This is a genomic window from Algoriphagus machipongonensis, assembly GCF_000166275.1.
Taxonomy (GTDB): Bacteria; Bacteroidota; Bacteroidia; order Cytophagales; family Cyclobacteriaceae; genus Algoriphagus; species Algoriphagus machipongonensis.
This window is the reverse complement of sequence record NZ_CM001023.1, coordinates 1,442,465-1,460,580: the sequence shown is the minus strand read 5'-3', so window position 1 is coordinate 1,460,580 and position 18,116 is coordinate 1,442,465. Positions and strand designations below refer to the sequence as shown.

Annotated in this window: 14 protein-coding genes and 1 tRNA gene; 2 read left to right on the top strand and 13 right to left on the bottom strand. The window is 39.4% G+C overall.

Annotation, left to right across the window (positions count from 1 at the left end):
• The 7 genes from ALPR1_RS06295 to ALPR1_RS06265 are packed head-to-tail and all read right to left on the bottom strand — an operon-like array spanning window position 1 to window position 9,308.
• A complete protein-coding gene (locus ALPR1_RS06295) occupies window positions 1–1,035 on the bottom strand; it encodes a cytochrome c oxidase subunit II (protein WP_008199291.1) in 1,035 nt (344 codons plus the stop codon).
• Between the two features lie 22 nt (window positions 1,036–1,057).
• Window positions 1,058–2,353, bottom strand: coding sequence for a hypothetical protein (locus ALPR1_RS06290; RefSeq protein ID WP_008199289.1), 1,296 nt, complete (start codon window positions 2,351–2,353; stop codon window positions 1,058–1,060).
• A gap of 2 nt (window positions 2,354–2,355) precedes the next feature.
• Window positions 2,356–2,985 (bottom strand): c-type cytochrome, encoded by a 630-nt coding sequence (locus ALPR1_RS06285; RefSeq protein ID WP_008199288.1) that lies wholly within the window; start codon window positions 2,983–2,985, stop codon window positions 2,356–2,358.
• 13 nt (window positions 2,986–2,998) lie between these two features.
• Window positions 2,999–3,529, bottom strand: coding sequence for a DUF3341 domain-containing protein (locus ALPR1_RS06280; protein WP_008199287.1), 531 nt, complete (start codon window positions 3,527–3,529; stop codon window positions 2,999–3,001).
• A 2-nt stretch (window positions 3,530–3,531) separates the two neighbouring features.
• Window positions 3,532–4,896: an NrfD/PsrC family molybdoenzyme membrane anchor subunit gene (gene nrfD / locus ALPR1_RS06275; RefSeq protein WP_008199286.1), complete on the bottom strand. Its 1,365-nt coding sequence runs from the start codon at window positions 4,894–4,896 to the stop codon at window positions 3,532–3,534.
• A 17-nt stretch (window positions 4,897–4,913) separates the two neighbouring features.
• Complete coding sequence (locus tag ALPR1_RS06270) at window positions 4,914–8,000, bottom strand: TAT-variant-translocated molybdopterin oxidoreductase (protein WP_008199284.1); 3,087 nt, start codon at window positions 7,998–8,000, stop codon at window positions 4,914–4,916.
• A 39-nt stretch (window positions 8,001–8,039) separates the two neighbouring features.
• Window positions 8,040–9,308 carry a c-type cytochrome gene (locus ALPR1_RS06265; protein ID WP_008199283.1) on the bottom strand — a complete coding sequence of 423 codons (1,269 nt, stop codon included), beginning with the start codon at window positions 9,306–9,308 and terminating at the stop codon, window positions 8,040–8,042.
• A gap of 366 nt (window positions 9,309–9,674) precedes the next feature.
• Between ALPR1_RS06265 and ALPR1_RS06260 the strand changes: the two genes are divergently transcribed.
• Window positions 9,675–9,745: transfer RNA gene (locus tag ALPR1_RS06260), tRNA-Cys, on the top strand.
• A 141-nt stretch (window positions 9,746–9,886) separates the two neighbouring features.
• Here the strand turns inward: ALPR1_RS06260 and ALPR1_RS06255 are convergent.
• Both ALPR1_RS06255 and rpsA read right to left on the bottom strand, forming a co-directional pair.
• Complete coding sequence (locus ALPR1_RS06255) at window positions 9,887–10,483, bottom strand: outer membrane beta-barrel protein (RefSeq protein WP_008199281.1); 597 nt, start codon at window positions 10,481–10,483, stop codon at window positions 9,887–9,889.
• A gap of 270 nt (window positions 10,484–10,753) precedes the next feature.
• Window positions 10,754–12,526, bottom strand: a complete 1,773-nt coding sequence (rpsA, locus tag ALPR1_RS06250; RefSeq protein WP_008199277.1) for a 30S ribosomal protein S1 — start codon at window positions 12,524–12,526, stop codon at window positions 10,754–10,756.
• Between the two features lie 316 nt (window positions 12,527–12,842).
• Between rpsA and ALPR1_RS06245 the strand changes: the two genes are divergently transcribed.
• A complete protein-coding gene (locus ALPR1_RS06245) occupies window positions 12,843–13,580 on the top strand; it encodes a lysophospholipid acyltransferase family protein (RefSeq protein WP_008199276.1) in 738 nt (245 codons plus the stop codon).
• Window positions 13,581–13,588: 8 nt separating this feature from the next.
• Here ALPR1_RS06245 and ALPR1_RS06240 read toward each other — a convergent pair whose 3' ends face one another.
• The 4 genes from ALPR1_RS06240 to ALPR1_RS06225 form a co-directional block, all read right to left on the bottom strand.
• The gene (locus ALPR1_RS06240; RefSeq protein WP_008199275.1) at window positions 13,589–14,254 is read right to left on the bottom strand and encodes a DUF2189 domain-containing protein; all 666 of its coding nucleotides are present in this window, start codon (window positions 14,252–14,254) and stop codon (window positions 13,589–13,591) included.
• A gap of 10 nt (window positions 14,255–14,264) precedes the next feature.
• Complete coding sequence (locus ALPR1_RS06235) at window positions 14,265–15,632, bottom strand: pyridoxal-phosphate dependent enzyme (protein ID WP_008199274.1); 1,368 nt, start codon at window positions 15,630–15,632, stop codon at window positions 14,265–14,267.
• Window positions 15,633–15,731: 99 nt separating this feature from the next.
• On the bottom strand, window positions 15,732–17,360 hold the full coding sequence (locus tag ALPR1_RS06230; protein ID WP_008199270.1) for a putative ABC exporter domain-containing protein: 1,629 nt from the start codon (window positions 17,358–17,360) through the stop codon (window positions 15,732–15,734).
• Window positions 17,353–18,069, bottom strand: a complete 717-nt coding sequence (locus ALPR1_RS06225) for an ABC transporter ATP-binding protein (RefSeq protein ID WP_008199269.1) — start codon at window positions 18,067–18,069, stop codon at window positions 17,353–17,355. Before ALPR1_RS06225 ends, ALPR1_RS06230 begins: the two co-directional genes overlap by 8 nt.
• Between the last annotated feature and the right edge of the window lie 47 nt (window positions 18,070–18,116).

Here is an 18,116-nt window from a genome sequence, read left to right as displayed (position 1 = left end):
TTAATTTCCTTCGCTTAATTGAACTTCTGCTACCTCTTTCACTTCAGGTTGATATCCTTCTGCCAATGCAGGGTCCATTTGAATGAAAGTCTGTTGCTCTGCAAACCATTTCTGGTATTCAGCAGGCTCTACTACTTCGATGATTTTTCTCATGGAGAAGTGACCACGACCACAGATTTCTGTACAGGCGATCTCGTATTGGAATTCAGGATTTCCTGTTTCTTCACGCATTTCTGCGGTAGTTTTTGTAGGAACAAACCAGAATCTAGATGGCATACCTGGAACCGCATCCATTTTCAATCTCATATGAGGAGCGAAAACAGAGTGCAATACATCTCTTGCTCTAATCTTGAATAAAACTGGCTCACCTTTAGGGATAACTACTACCGGAGATGGGAAATCATCTACTGCATTCTTATCAGTAAAATCTACTCCATGACCATTGGTAGCGGTAATCAATCGGTAATCATAATCTCCTAAGACATTATCTTTACCAGGGTATCTTACATCCCACTGAAACTGAGACCCCATGATTTCAATCACATGAGCATTTTCAGGAGCAGGAGCAGTAATATCAGACCAAGCCATCCAGCCAGAAATAACCAATCCCGCTAAAACAACACCTGGAACTGCGGTCCAAATGATCTCAAGCTTATTGTTGTCCGGATAAAAAGTCGCTTTTCTATCTTCTTTATATTGGTATTTATAAGGGAAGATAAACAACAAAACATGAGTGATTAGAAATACCACACCAGTTACGGCCATGGTAATCCAGAAAAGACTGTCCGTCACCACCCCATGTTCTGAGGCTACTGGTAATTCATAGTTATCAAATTCTTTGATAGAATACCAGAACATCAAGATTCCAGTTCCTACAAGAAATAATACAAACAAAATAGCATTTACCTTATTGCTACCTGTAGCGATCTTTTTGTCAGATCCTTTTACTACAGAAACCAAGGTTTGAATTCTATAAACCATCCAAATAATGGATAGTAACAAAAGAACTCCTACTCCAATAAGAAATCCGTACATAGCTTAATTTTTTCGGCTAATATTAAATGTGATGATGATAGCTTTCTTCAAGCATTGGGTGATTTTTCGGAATTAGATTTCCTTTAGAAAGCGCAGTCAATACAACTAATGTGACAGCGGATCCATAAACTAGGAAGGCTCCTATTTCCATAAAACCAATACCTCCGTTGTGTCCCAAAGTTCCTGGTTGAACCATTAGGAAGAAGTCTACCCAATGTCCAGCAATAATCAAAGTACATACTACTTTCAAGAAGATACCATGTCTTTTCGCATCTCTTGTCATAAGAATCAAGAAAGGCAAGAAGAAGTTCATGATAAGGTTCACAAAGATATATGGACCGTAAATATCACTAGATAGTCTTTCGACGAAATACACAGATTCCTCAGGAATGTTTGCGTAGTAAATCAAAAGGAATTGAGAGAACCATAGGTAAGTCCAGAAAATGGTGAACCCAAAGACGAATTTACCCATATCATGGACGTGGTTTTCATTAACCATCTCTAAGTATCCTTTGCTTTTCAGGAAGATTACCAATAAAGTAATTGCTGAAAGACCAGATACAAACCAAGAAGAGAAAACATACCATCCAAATAGTGTTGAGAACCAGTGTGTATCGATAGACATCACCCAATCCCAAGCACTGATAGAAGAAGATACTGCAAAGAAAATAATGAAGTAAGCAGACCAACTTCTCATTTTAAACCAATGAGAGGTTCCACCTAACTCATCTTCCTGAGCGGAAATTTTCTTGAATTTATTGAAGAAGAAAACCCAGAATCCAAAGAATAAAACCATTCTCAAGATGTAGAATACCGGGAAAGTTCCTTTAGCCATTGGCCAGTAAAAGAAAGAACCTTTTCCATCAATTATTTTATCATAATCTGCAGAATTCTCATCGAATAGGGAAGCATGCGTCCAGTGAAACAAGTCATGATTTGCTACAAAGAATGTAACGATCATTAAAATCCCTGCATATGGAAGCCAGCTACCAAAAGATAACATAACTCTAGAGATTGGAGCGGACCAACCTGCTTGCGCAGCATACTGCACAGCAAAGAAGAATACTCCTATAATAGCGATACCAGTAAAGTAGACATTATTGATCCAAAGGTTAGCGTAAAGACGCTCGTACCAATGAAATGCATGTCCACCTGCTTCAGCAGCCTCTTCATGGTGACCACCACCAAACATTGCCATCAAAATACCGATGACCAACAATGCTGCACCAATGATCAATACCGTGAATATGGACTTCTTAGTCGCAGCGGTAAAATCAAATTTTTGATCCAAATTATAATGCTGTACGTCGTGAGCCATGATTATTGCTTCTGAATTACTTGTTTAACATAGTGTACAATTTCCCATCTTCTCTCAGGAGAAATCTGAGATGCGTGCGATCCCATTCTTCCTTTACCCTTTGTGATCACATGGAAAATATGTCCTTCTGACAAATTGATATATGCACCACCTGTTAGGTTAGCAACACCACCGATAATTTCTCCGACTTTTCCGTCGCCCTGACCTTTTTTGCCATGACATGGGGAACAATACTGAATAAATAATCTTTCTCCGTCCTTCAGAACTTCATCCGTCAGTTCAACCGGGTTGGTAACATTCTCACCAGCGATCTCCACTTCAAATGCTTTATAACGATAAGGCAAATAGCCTCCTTTATTCCTTGGAACTGTTCCAGCTACAGGCTCTCTCATGTTCATCGCATGAGGGTTGTATATGTTACTGTTGAAGAACTCTCCTTTTTCATCTTCTCTGTTTGATAACCATTCTCCTCTAGACTCATCTTTGATCTGAGTTAATGGCTCATAAGCTACAGAGTGATACATCTGTGGGGCATATTCTAAGCCTTGGAAATCACCATCAGCTCTACAGCTGAAAAGTGTAAGTCCAGCTACTGCCACCCCTAATAAACTTAGTGCTTTAGCAATCTTCATTTTTCCAGAATTACTATTCAAAACTTTTATTATTTACCTCTGTAGCTCCAGATGATTTAAGAATCTCCTGAATTTTAACTACTTCTAAACTTGTATTGTTTGCAATATCAATTGCCATGATATGCTTATCATCCGTACTTCTCAAATCAAAAATCCTTGGTTGAGCCCATGGTTTCAGATTTGAACTGATCATAAATACTCCAACCATTCCGAATGCTGCCAGTAAAACTGTCAATTCGAAGGTAACTGGAATAAAATCAGGGATTGCTGCATTGTCTTTACCACCAATAATCATTGGCCAGTCAAAACGCATCATGTATAGCTGCATGGTCAAAGCCAAAGTAGTACCAAGCAATCCGAAAAGGAATGCAGCAATTGGTAAACGACTTCTCTTGTAACCTAGGACATCCTCCAAACCATGAACTGGGTAGGGAGTAAATACCTCATGAATCTTTACTCCGCTCGTTCTAACTTCGGATACGGCATGGAGTAATACGTCTTCATCGTCGTAAACTCCTAAAATAAAATTCTTATCTCTTTCCATGATTATTTACGAACTTTTTCAGATGTAGACTTCAATACTGATTTTACTTCAGCCATGTTGATTACCGGGAAGAATTTGGCAAACAAGAAGAATAAAGTAAAGAACAATCCAAATGTGAATAAATAAACCCCAACATCAGTAATCGATGGGTAGAACATCGCCCAAGAAGATGGAAGATAATCTCTGTGTAGCGAGGTTACGATAATCACGAAACGCTCAAACCACATACCGATATTTACTACAATCGACAAGGCGAAAGTGGCAATGATTGATGTTCTGATTTTCTTCACCCAGAACAATTGAGGAGAGATCACATTACATGTCATCATTGACCAATATGCCCACCAGTAAGGACCAGTAGCACGGTTGATGAATGCATATTGCTCTGCTTCAACTCCAGAATACCAGGCTATAAAGAATTCAGTGATATAGGCGATACCTACGATAGATCCAGTGATGATAATTACAATATTCATCAACTCGATATGAGTCATCGTGATATAGTCTTCTAACTTAAATACCTTTCTAGTGATGATCATCAGGGTCAATACCATGGCAAATCCTGAGAAAATCGCTCCAGCAACGAAGTACGGAGGGAAAATCGTGGTGTGCCATCCTGGTATCACGGAAGTTGCAAAGTCAAAGGATACAATCGTGTGAACCGATAGTACCAAAGGTGTTGCAAGGCCTGCCAAAATCAAGGAAACAGATTCATATCTCATCCAAGTTTTTGCAGCTCCATCCCATCCAAAAGAAAGTGCTCCATAAATAACTTTTCTCAAACCTGTCGCTCTATCTCTAATCGTGGCGAAATCAGGAATCAACCCAATGTACCAGAACACTAAGGAAACAGAGAAATAAGTAGAGATGGCAAACACATCCCAAAGAAGTGGGGAGTTAAAGTTTACCCAAAGCGAACCAAATGTGTTTGGAAGCGGAAGTGCCCAATAAGCTCCTAACCATGGTCTACCCATGTGAAGAACCGGGAACATCGCAGCACAAATAACCGCAAAAATTGTCATCGCTTCAGCCGCTCTGTTAATAGAAGTTCTCCACTTCTGTCTAAACAATAGCAATACTGCTGAAATCAATGTACCTGCGTGACCAATACCAACCCACCAAACAAAGTTGGTGATATCCCAAGCCCAACCAATGGTCTTGTTCAACCCCCACATTCCAATGCCTTCCCAGACGGTGGCAGTCACGGCAATTAATCCTATAGCCAAAGTACCGACGGCTGTTAAAAAGGCTAGGAACCAAAGTAATGTTGGCTTTCCTTCTACTTGACGGGACACATCATGTGTCACATCGTGGTAGGTTTTACCTCCGGTAACTAACGGCTCACGTACGGATGAAGTAACCTGCATAGTTTATAAAATTATGATTACGCTTCGTTTTTGTCTTTATTTCTGATTTTGGTAAAGTACCAAACGTTTGGACTCACATTGATCTCCTCCAATACGTGGTAAGCTCTTTCCTCATTTACTTCTTTCAAAGCAGAAGTCGTGTTCTCTTTGATTTTAAGCATTTTAGAAACTTTGCTACCTGGATCGTTCATGTCACCAAATACCAATGCATCAGTAGGACAAGCTACTGCACAGGCCACGTTAATATCTCCATCTTTTACTTTACGCTTCTCACGCTTCGCAGCCAATTTACCCGCTTGGATTCTTTGAACGCACATAGAGCATTTCTCCATGACACCTCTCGCTCTTACAGTCACATCTGGGTTCAATACCATTTTACCTAAGTCATCATTTTGAGCAATGTTGACGCCGGCAAAGTCTTTATTATCGTGGTATTTAAACCAGTTGAATCGACGTACTTTATAAGGACAGTTGTTTGCACAATATCTTGTACCAATACATCTGTTATAAGTCATCTGGTTCAAACCTTCAGAGGAGTGTGTTGTAGCAGCAACCGGACATACAGTCTCACAAGGAGCGTTGTTACATTGCTGACACATCATCGGCTGGAAAGTCACTTCAGGATTAGAAGAAGCTACTTCTAAACCATCAAGATCATCTGCTTCAGCATCAGAAGAATAATAGCGGTCAATTCTGATCCAAGCCATTTCTCTTCTATTCAATACTTCTTGCTTACCTACAACTGCCACGTTGTTTTCAACCTGACAAGCCACAGAACAAGCCGAGCAACCGATACAAGAGTTCATGTCAATCGCCAATCCCCAGTGATGCTGAGAATATTGGTGACCTGACCAAAGTGAAATCTTGCTAGGCTTAACAAATTCTCCGTCCTTGTAGATTTCAGGGTGATATCTACCAGCACCGGCATCTGTTTTATACTCCCCAAGAGTAGCTTCCTGAATTACGTTTTCACGATTCATGAAAGTCTGGTGAGTTTGAGTTCTTGCGATTCTATAAGCTTCGCCTGTTGCGGCAACTTCTACACCGGCTGTAATATCAAAGTTTACAAAGCCTTTAGAAGCATCCAATAATTCGTAAGCATTAACACCTACTCCATTTGCAACACGTCCTGCTTTTGTTCTACCATATCCAAGCGCTAAACCAAAGGTTCCTTCCGCTTGACCTGGCTGAACTAATATTGGTACGATCAATGATTTTCCATTGACAGTGACAGAAGCCTTAGAGGTTTCTCCCTCGATCATGGTAACCCCATTTTCAGAAGCCCATTTTTGAGAAACTGTTAAATAGTTATCCCAAGTGGCCTTTGTAATTGGATCAGACATTTCCTGAAGCCAAGGAACATTAGCAAATGCACCATTACCAATACCTACTTTACTATAAATGACTAACTCCGCAGCAGCATTGTCAGCCTGGTAAGTTTTAGCAACACTAGAAGCTGCTGCAGCCACATCGCTAATAGGTGCGATGGCTTCACCTGCTTCAGATTCAATAGCTAAAACACCATTATATAAAGAGCGGTCCCAGAATTCCTGGAAGTTACCGCCAGTTTCAACCATTGTGAAAATCTCAGATTCCCAGTTTAGTTGAAGAAAATCATAATAATTATTAGATGATCCAGCCCAAGTCAAGAAAGAATCTTGTGCTTGTCTTGTATCAAACAATGGAGAAATCGTTGGCTGAGCCAAAGAAAAATGACCTTTCTTAGGCTGGAAATCATTCCAAGATTCCAAGAAATGATGATCAGGAGCAACCATTTGTACCAAAGATGAAGTCTCATCCATTGTACCATTGGTAGAAATACTAACTTTTGCTTTAGCAATTCCTTCTGCTACCTCTGCACCTCTTGCGAAATCATACACTGGGTTACAGTTATAGAAAATAACCGCTCCTACTTGTCCGCCTTTCAATTCATTGACAAATTGATTCATTCTCGCATCATCTCCTTTTCGGAAGTAAACTGGAGAATTGAAATCTACTGTTGTCCCAGTTGATCCTAGCAATTCATTGATTGCATTTACTACAACCTGAACGTTAGGGTCATTTGAGCCAGAAACAACCAAACCTGCAGATTTTGCAGCCCATAGGTCATTAGCGGCTTTATCTAGGTGAGCTATTTCTACTGCTGGAGCAGAAACTGTTGCCACACCTGCTTTTTTTGCAATTGCATTATATAATGCTAATACAGCCAATCCACTTTGAGAAGCTTTGATTGAAGTTCTATAATCAGCATTTGCTCCTGAAAGAGAAAGATTAGATTCAAACTGATAATGTCTAGACATTTCAGGCTTCTCCTTAGAAATCTTTCTAGTCTTAGCATAATCACCGGCAAACTCAATTGGAGAAATCCAAGTACCTAGGAAGTCAGCTCCGAAGGATACAATAGTTTTAGCCTTGTCAAATGCATAAGAAGGGATCACCGCAGAACCATAATAAGTTTCAGCAGCTTTTGTGATACCGTAGTTAGAAATCGGATCGTATTGAATAACTTCTGCACCGGCAAATACTTCAGCAAACTGCTGTAGTGCTTTCTCGGTAGTTGGAGATAGAATTGTATTGGAAACAATCTTCACAGAACCTGCAGAAGCCAATTTTGACTTTACTTGTCCATCAAGAGTTGCCCAATCAGATTTCTCACCAGAAATATAAGGTCCGGTAAGTCTTTGCTTATCATAAAGAGAAAGCACTGAGCCTTCAACGATCGCATTGACTTTGCCTTTATTAATAGGAGATAGTTCGTTTCCATCAATTTTGATCGGACGACCTTCTCTAGTTTTTACAACAATACTTGCATAGTCACCTCCTGAAGAGAAAGTGGATGCATAATAATTTGGGATAGAGGGATTAACGTCGACTGGCTTATTCACATAAGGAATAGCCTTTCTAACTGGAGCTTCACAAGCTGCCAGAGATGCAGCCGCTAAACTAAATCCCATCAACTTGAGAAAATCTCTTCTGGAGGCACTGCCGTCTTCATTGATTGAAGAAGGAAGTTCTGCGAACTCCTTATCAGCGTGCTTTACAAACTCCGGATCGTTGCTAAGTTGCTCTAGCCCCTTCCAGTATGTTTTTTTATTTTCCTTCATTTTATGATCTAGGAATGAATTTGCAAAAAGGATAATGAATTAATAGTGGCACTTAGCACATTCGAGCCCACCGATGTCTTTCACCTTTAGGGCATCTTTAGAATCTGCATGAATCTGTACCAACTTATCATAATAGGCATTGCCTTCAGTAGCAATCTCGGTCTTTCTGTGACAATCGATACACCAGCCCATAGTCAAAGCACTATGCTGTCCTACCACTTCCATTTCCTGAATCGGTCCGTGGCAAGTTTGACATTCGATCCCTCCCACTTTTACGTGCTGAGAGTGATTGAAATATGCTAAATCCGGAAGGTTGTGAACACGCACCCACTCAATTGGAGTGTTGGTATCCACAGCATCGTAGATTTTCTGGATTTCTGGAGAAACACCTTCTGCTCCTTGTACATTCTGCACATGAGTGTGGCAGTTCATACAAATATTAGGTGAAGGTATATTTGCTGATCTTCCGATCTCGACACCCGTATGGCAATACTGACATTCGATCTCTAAGGTACCAGCATGTAATTTATGTGAATATGCAATAGGTTGTTTTGGGGCATAACCTTGCTGAACACCTACTGAGTAAAGTCCATCAAGAGCAGTCTTCGCTACCAAAGCAATAACAATTGCAGTGACAATGATGATAAATCCATCACTCTTAAAGATTTTGCCAGCTTCGAACTTTTGAGAAACAAACTCTTTGTCGTCCTCATCAAGCTCTTGCTTGTTTAGGTACTTGGTTAGAACTGAGATAATCAATCCCAAGACAACCAAAATCAGCAACAAGACAACTACCAATACAGCTAAAATAACTGTTAGATATTCATTAGGAATACCTCCACCGGTAGTAGCAGCACCTGCCGCTCCTTCAGTACCTGCAGCTGCAGCAGCCGCAGCTGGATCTGCTTTGTCTCCATATTCTATATAAGAGAGAAGATTATTTAAATCATCATCACTTAAGAACATGTGAGCAGGCATCTGAGTATTCCCGTATTCTGCATACAAATCGTTTGCATAAGAATCTCCAGATGCGATTAAGGCCTGGGAATTTTTGATAAAGCTCTTAACATTATCAATAGGTTGCCTTTCGGTAGCTCCTCTTAAAGCTGGACCTACTAACTTCGTATCAAGTCTGTGGCACGTTTTACAGTTTGTATCAAAAAGAGTTTTACCTGCTGATACTGCTTCATCACTACTATCGACAGAAGAATCCTGGGCAAAAGCCTGAATCCCCATCAGCATGAAAAACAGCACTGCCAGCGTGCGAACATTCCATCGAACCCCTACTAACGAGCGTTTGGATAACATAATTTAGCTAATTAAATAGTTTAAGCGGTTTTCAATAACCCCTGCAAAGGTACTACCCGGGCTCTATTTTTCAAACATGAATTGAATACTAATAACTAACATTACATTCCAGCAATTACCAGTTTACCCTATTGATTTTCAACATTTTACAATAATTATTCATCAAGTTATTTTATTTAGAATCTTTATAAATAAAATAGTTTTTGTTTCAGGATATAACTAGAAGAAAAAATGTTCGTTTTTAGAAATTTTCTAACTTGAAATTCAATACTTTGGGAAGTTCATTGATGCTTTATCGAGAAAATATTGGAAGGTAGTTTTGCTTCAAAAAAGATATTCTCTAGATTTGCATTCCATTTCACAAATGGTCGAGTGGCCGAGTGGCTAGGCAGAGGTCTGCAAAACCTTGTACAGCGGTTCGAATCCGCTCTCGACCTCATCCAAAAAGCATCCTGATTTCGGGATGCTTTTTTTGTTTCATTGTATTTTTCCCAAAATCTCTAATCGCTTTCACCAAGACAAATAAAAAAAGCGCTCTATTTGAATAGAGCGCTTTCAATTAATTATAAGTTTCTTTTTTAAAACCGATACCCTACACCAAACTGAAGGCCCAACTCCTGAAGGATATGCTTGTATTGGGCCGAATCATCAAATGGAATTGCTCCATGCCTTTTGTAATTTGGGAAGATGGAAAAAGAAAAATTGTTAGCGTCATACTTCCCTCCCAAGCCTATCAAATAGCCCAAGCCACTTTGGTCAGAGAAGTTATTATCTTTTGATCGCTGAAAGTCTAGCAATGGACCTGCAGCCAGATAGAGATAGTTCCAAAAATGATACTCTCCATACACTGGAACTGAAATCATTTTGAAATCATAATTATGTACATATAATAAATCCATGCTGCAGTTAGGGCAGATCATCGGACTAAAATCCACCTCTCCAAATGAATAATTAATCCCCGTGGTGACTCTAAAGTTTCCTCCTACATTTTTTGAAAGAAGCAGACCAAGTTCCATTAGACTATTCATCTCCACAGAACTTGCGCCAGTTAGTTCCACTTTTCTTGCCACAGTACTACCTGATACTCCAAAATAACCTTTAACCTCTAAAGAAGATTGAGCTATAGCTGAAAAACTAATCAACAGTAATACGAATGGTAAGAGTTTGGTTTTCATAGGATTCAATTTAATGATCAAATAGCTATGCCAAGACGGAAGTAAGAACTGCTATGCTACACATCCGAATTAAAAGCTGGAATAATCCTTAGAAGAAGTCCAGCTTCTGGAGAAGCAGGACAGCAATGAAAGCCAATAAGGCTTGGACTTTGCTCAGCCTGACAATTGCGCACTTTGGGTGAACTTCCCTACATCTGTGGTTAAAAACGAAAAAACGCCGACTTCGCAGCCGGCGTTCTTTATTATATAGAAAGTTTAGAATCTAAATTCTTACTTCTTTCCATCCATTTGCTCTTTCAATTGAGACAATGCATCCAAGTCACCTAGAGTAGACTTTTCAGCTGGAGTTGAAGAAGACTCAGATTTTTTCTTCGCTTCTTTCTTAGCAGCTGGCTTAGGAGCTGGAGCTGCTGCCTCTTCTTTGAATGTTGCAGTGTGAGAAAGTACAATTCTCTTGTCATCCTTAGAGAATTCAGTTACTCGGAAATCTACAGAATCACCTGCTTCAACCTGAGAACCGTCTTCTTTGTCTAGATTTTTGATGGTCGCGAAACCTTCCAATCCGTAAGGAAGCTCAAGAACAGCACCTTTGTCGTTTTTAGAAACAACAGTACACTTATGGATAGATCCTACTGGGAATACATTCTCGAAAGTATCCCATGGATTCTCTTCCAATTGCTTATGACCAAGTGCCAATCTTCTGTTGTCTACGTCAAGCTCAAGTACAGCTACTTCTAGCTCATCTCCAACTTTCACAAACTCAGATGGGTGCTTGATTTTCTTAGTCCAAGAAAGATCAGATACGTGAACCAAACCGTCGATACCCTCTTCCAATTCTAGGAAAAGACCGAAGTTAGTCAAGTTTCTTACTACACCAGTGTGCTTAGTACCTACAGCATACTTAGTGCTCATATCATTCTTAGTCCATGGATCTTCAGTCAATTGCTTGATACCCAATGACATTTTTCTTTCGTCCTTATCAAGAGTCAATACAACAGCATCGATTTCATCCCCAACTTTCACGAAGTCAGCAGGGTTTCTCAAGTGCTGAGACCAGCTCATTTCAGATACGTGGATCAAACCTTCAACACCTGGAGCAAGCTCAAGGAATGCACCGTAGTCAGCTACGTTTACAATCTTACCTCTTACTTTAGAACCAACTTCAAGGTTAGAAGCCAATGAATCCCATGGATGAGCAGTCAATTGCTTCATACCCAAAGAAATTCTCTTCTTATCATCATCAAAGTCAAGTACAACAATCTGAACTTTCTGATCAAGCTGCAATACTTCTTCTGGATGATTGATACGTCCCCAAGAAATATCTGTGATGTGAAGAAGACCATCTACACCACCCAAGTCGATGAATACACCGAAGTTGGTCATGTTTTTGATCACACCTTCCAATACTTGACCTTTCTCTAGGTTGTTTAGGATCTCCGCTTTCTGCTTCTCAAGATCTTTCTCGATCAACACTTTGTGAGAAACTACAACGTTATCATTGGCGTGGTTGATTTTCACCACTTTCACTTCCATTTTCTTACCTACATAGATATCGAAATCTCTAATAGGCTTCACATCGATTTGAGAACCTGGCAAGAATGCTTCAACACCGTAGATATCTACGATCAAACCACCCTTAGTTCTTCTCTTAACCAAACCTTCGATCACATTGTCATGCTCAAGCGCATCTTCGATGTCTTGCCATGCACGAACGATTTTGGCTTTCTTACGGGAAAGGATCAATTGACCCAAAGCATTCTCCTGCTCTTCGATGAATACTTCTACTTCGTCCCCAGGTTTGATGGATTCCAAATCACGGAATTCGTTCAAAGGCACTAAACCATCTGATTTGAAACCGATGTTGATGATCACGTCTTTGTCGTTAACACCTACTACAGTTCCTTTAATCACCTCTTTCTCAGTGATTTCATTTAGCGTACCTTCGTACATGGACTCCATTTGAGCTTTCTGCTCTTTAGAGTATCCTTCTCCAAAACCTTTGGTTTCGAAATTGTCCCAGTTAAAATCTTCTTTGTTAGACATAATATTTTTGACTCTGAAATCCCATCAGTCCTCGAGTCACTTGACTGCGGGTTTTTAGTTGTAAATCAATGATTTAGAACCTTCTAAATCATGCCGATCACTCGAACGGACTGCAAAGGTACGGAATTTCTTTTATTTCGTAAATTGATATAGAAAAAATGAAAAGTATATCACTTTTTATGGTAGATTCTCTTCTTTAAGAAATCAAAAATCTATCGCTTAACTTTAAAAATAAAAAGCCCCCGAACGCTCGGAGGCTTATGCAAGCAAAGAGTTAAAAGGATTAATTCGAACCCAAATGTAACCAATTCTTGGAATGCAAAAGATCTTTCAAGCAATTTTTACTGTTTATTCCCTCCTAATTTTCAGTATCCTCATGCTGATTCTAGGTCCCTTTATTCTTATTCCAGTCCTATTAAGTGATAAAGCAGGCACGATATCATTTTTCTTTATCCGGGTTTGGGCAAGGACTTGGTCATTCTTATCAGGTTTTCGTTTTGAAATTCATGGTCGAGAAAAAATAGACCTTCAAAAACCCTATATCTATATTTTCAATCATAGCTCTTTCTTTGATGCACCCATCATCCCAGTAGCCATCCCCCAGCAAGTGCGAGCACTTGGCAAGAAAGAACTCAAAAACATTCCGGTCTTTGGATTCTTAATAAGTAGGCTGACAGTTTGGGTAGATCGAGAAAATCCTGAATCTAGAAAGGAAAGTTTAGCGAAACTGGTTCAGATTCTTGAAAAAGGAATCTCAATTGTAGTTTCTCCAGAAGGAACTAGGAATGACTCTGACAAGATTTTACTACCATTCCATAAAGGAGTATTCCGACTTTCTATAGAAACTGGTATTCCTATTTATCCCATTGCTATCATTGGAGCAGCTCAAATCCATCAAAGAGGTTCCTATTTATTAAGCCCGGGAAAGGTTCGAATTTATTTTTTAAACCCCATTGATCCACCTGATTCCCAATCCCAAGAACTGGAGGCATTTATACAAAAATGCCGAATAGAACTGGAAACGTTTATTGAAGAAAAAATGCCAATAGATTAATTTCTCTCTTAAAGTCCTTGCTGTTCTGGATGAATCCCCTCATCAATTGTATCCGCTGCATCAATCGTCAGTTCCTCAAAAAGAACATACACTGATAGATAGGTAACAGGAATGGAAACTAAGAGCCCTACTATTAAGAACAGAAAGCCTCCAATATTGAGCAAAATCAAAACCAATCCAAACCCGAAGAATTTCCACCAATTTTTATGGATAAGCCTTCGGCTAAATTCCATTGCCTGCCAAAAATCAAACCCTCCAAAAAGTACAAAAAGCAAGCTAAACATATAGCCTACTCCCAAATAGATCCCCGGAACAATCAATAATATCAGCCCACAAACTATCAGGATCGAAGAAATTAAATTCACAATAATCAATGGAAGAATATACTTGAATCCATCAAAGTAATTTTGAAAGTCAAAATACTCACCTTGAGTCATCCGATTTCCCACAAGATAAAATCCTGCAACCAGCGGAGGTGCTATGAAGATTGAGTAGATAAAGGCATAATCTTCCAGATAAATAGAAAAAAATGCCTGAATCGATCCGATTAAAAAAGCAAAGCCTATATGAAACATGGCCCGGGCTTTAAAAAGCTCCCAGGCCTTGTCAATGATTTGTGAAATATTAAAATCCACCCCCGAATCGATGATTCGATGAAGTTTGTTTTGATCCATTCTTTTTTAATTACTTGGTAAAGGCATCTAGAATATCATGCTTAGTGATGATATGAATCTGATCCTGCACATCTCTCACCAAAACAGCTTTCTCTTTATCTACCATTGATGAAAGCACATCCAATGTACTATCCATGGCAACAAAGTGCATGGATTCCTCCATGACTTCAGAAACCTTGGCATCCTTGAGAGCAGGGTTTTCAATAATCTTTGCCAATAGCTTATTATCCGTCAAACTCCCTACTACTTCTCCATTTTCCATCACAGGAATTTGGGAAACGCTGGTATTGTTCATCAGGTGAATAGCATCTCTTACAGAATCCGTCTTCTTGGTGGATACCAATGTATAGCTACCGCTTCTCTGAGCAATGATATCTCGTGCCTTCGAATAAGTTCTATCTTCCAGGAACCCATGATTCCTCATCCAATCATCATTATAAATTTTTCCTAGATAGCGCGTTCCGTGGTCTGGCAAGATCACCACCATCTGATCTCCTTCTTTTAAATTTTCTTTGGCCCATTCTAAAGCTCCATGCACAGCAGATCCACAAGACCACCCTACAAACAAGCCCTCTTCTTTAGCTAATCTTCGGGTCATTACTGCAGCATCTTTATCAGTCACTTTTACAAAGTGATCAATCATATCAAAGTTGACATTCTTTGGCAATATATCCTCACCAATACCTTCTGTCAGATAAGGGTACACTTCCTTCTCATCAAAAACCCCAGTCTCTTTGTACTTCTTAAAAACTGAGCCATAAGTATCAATCCCTACAGTCACCACATCTGCATTTTGCTCTTTTAAGTACTGGGCTGTACCACACATGGAACCGCCCGTCCCAACACCGGCCGCATAATGCGTTATTTTGCCTTCTGTATCCTTCCAAATTTCTGGACCTGTAGTCTCATAATGAGCTGCCGTATTCGAAAGGTTATCGTACTGATTAGGGTAAAATGAATTGGGTATATCTGCATTCAGCTTTCTAGCTACTGAATAATAAGACCTAGGATCTTCTGGAGAAACATTGGTTGGACAAACGATCACTTCGGCTCCTACAGCTTTTAGAATATCAATTTTCTCTTTAGACTGCTTATCTGCCATGGTAAAAATACACTTATAGCCTTTTGCAACAGCAGCCAAAGCAAGTCCCATCCCGGTGTTACCAGATGTCCCTTCGATAATGGTTCCTCCAGGCTTCAAAAGCCCTGCTTTTTCCGCATCCTCCACCATTTTGATAGCCATGCGGTCTTTCATGGAGTTCCCGGGATTAAAGTATTCTACTTTTACCAATACCTCTCCTTTAATGTCTTTGGCTAGGTTATTCAGTCGGATCATCGGTGTATTTCCGATGGTATCAATGATGGAATTATAGATCATAGTCGGTCATATTTGGAGTTCAAAAATACAGGAATTTATTGGCCTGTCGAGTTTATATACAAAATCAAATGAAAATTACTTCGAAAACCAAGTGCTTGACTATACTTCCTTGAACTCAACTCTTTTGATCACATCAAGCGTCACGTGCATTAAGATGGCGGTAACAAAACCAATTCCCAGAACCAATGTCAATAAGCCAAAGACAAATTGCTTGGTTAAAATAAAGACAATTAGAGCAGCCACTCCAGAAGGAATAATTCCAAAAATGAAGATTCCACCAATGAGTAAAGGTTTGATTAAAAACCTATCCCAGCTTTCTTCCAAAGCTACCTGAGGGATCACATTGATCGCAAAACCTGTTAAATAAAAGCCAAACATTCCTAGTAAAAACAAAGGAATTAAAGCCCAGTTTAGTCCAGCAATAAATACCGACGGAATAATCATGATAGCCGAGAAAGTCAAAATCTGCACTAAATCGAGCTTGATAATATTAAAGAACTTGGCTCCCCATGTAGCAGGGACTAAGATAAAATAGGGTTTCTTTAAGTCTCCCACGGAAGCCCTTCCTATTCCCGCTAGGAAATAAAAAACAAACAAAATCATCATGTACACATAAAAGACAATGTGTGAGAACCAATCAAAATGGGATAGGATCGAAAAAACAATCCCTATCCCAGCCATAATCATGGAATAAATACCAAAAATCGGATGAAAATCCTGCCTGCTAGAATGCACATAATTTCTCCAGTAAAATGCTTTCGCTCCAAATCCGAAATTAGCCAAATCCAATTTCTTTTTTGAATTCAGATTAAAGTTGCTCTCTGAAGCATGCTTCTTTCCTCTTACTTTTTCAAGCTTCTCTTCATTGCTCTTAGTGGCCTCTAGCACATCCTCGTAGTAATAGCCAGAAAAATAAATAACCAACTTCACGACAGAAAAATAGGCCAATCCATATAAACAGAGAAAACCTAATGATAGGATGATGTTTTGATGTCCTACATAGGTCATAATCCCCCTACTCCATCCTACAATTGGAAAAAAATCAAACCAAGGAGAACTTATCCAGCTGAACATTCCCATCCAAAATTTCTCTGCAAGCAATCCTGGGATCACAATCATCAAGGTCAATGTTCCACCAAGAATCACTATACCATTTTTGATATAAGACATCACACCATATTTTGTATGAAGTGTATAGATCAAAAATCTCAGCGGGGAAACCATAAAAAAGAAAAGAGCAAAGCCTAGCATCAGAAAAGTGATGTTTACCGCTGTCAACTCAAGTTTATCAGCTACTTGACCTGCTCCGTATATAATAAACAGAATGCTCCCACCTAAGGCAGGTAGAAAAGACCTGGCCATATAGTAAATCAGGATATTCTCAGGTTTAACTGGAGCTGTAAATAGCAAATTCACATCTGCCATTTTAAAAAAACTCACATTACTTTTTGTGGCTCGGTAGAGTTGGTATATAAAGAAAATCAAGGCCAATAAGGTGAACCCACCAATCAGATTCTGCATCGCAAAATCCACTGATGGCAAACCCTCTAAATCAGGAGACTGAAGTGGCTGATCTTCCCTATTTCTCATTCTCATCGTATAGATGAAAAAGAAATAAGCCAAAAGGCCAGCATAGGGAAGCAGTCGAAGCGGATTTCTAAGAATTAACTTAAGGTTGTTGACCAGTATGAGTAAGTCTTTCCTTAAGAGTAAGCGGATTTCATTCATCTTTGGTCAATTCTAAAAATAAGTCTTCCAAAGTACTTCCTTCCTCCTGAACAAACTGTTTTTTCAAATTGGAAATGGTGTCATTACCTAGAATTTTTCCGTTTTTAAGAATCATAATTCTGTCAGCAATGGACTCTACACTATCGATCAAGTGGGTACTTACTAATATGGTCTTTCCTTCTTCCTTTAATTTCCTAAATATTTGACGAGTGTTCTTTATTGCCTTAGGATCCAAACCAATCATAGGCTCATCAAAAAACAATACTTGCGGATCTGGTATTAAAGCACAACAAATGGAGACTTTTTGTCTCATCCCTTTGGACAAATCTCTCCCCAATTTATCTTTCTTATCATCAAGCTCGAAAAGCTCCATTAGTTCAGTTGCTTTTTCTTTCCAATCCTCCACATGGTAAGCCTGAGCAACAAACTGAAAATGCTCCCAAACCGTCAACATATCATACACATAAGGGGTTTCGGGGATGTAGCTAAACATCTTTTTTGCCTCCAATGATAAATGATGATGATCGCCTATAGTGATCTCACCAGAGCTTTTTCTTAGCAGTCCAACAATGCACTTCATCGTGGTACTTTTCCCAGCTCCATTGGGGCCTAATAAACCAACAACCTCTCCTCCTTTTAGCTCAAATGAAATGTCATCTACCGCATTTTGCTTCCCGTACTTTTTGACAAGATTGTTGACTATCAGCATATTTTTATATTTGAACCTAAAACTACATCCTGTGTCTTAGGAATTCT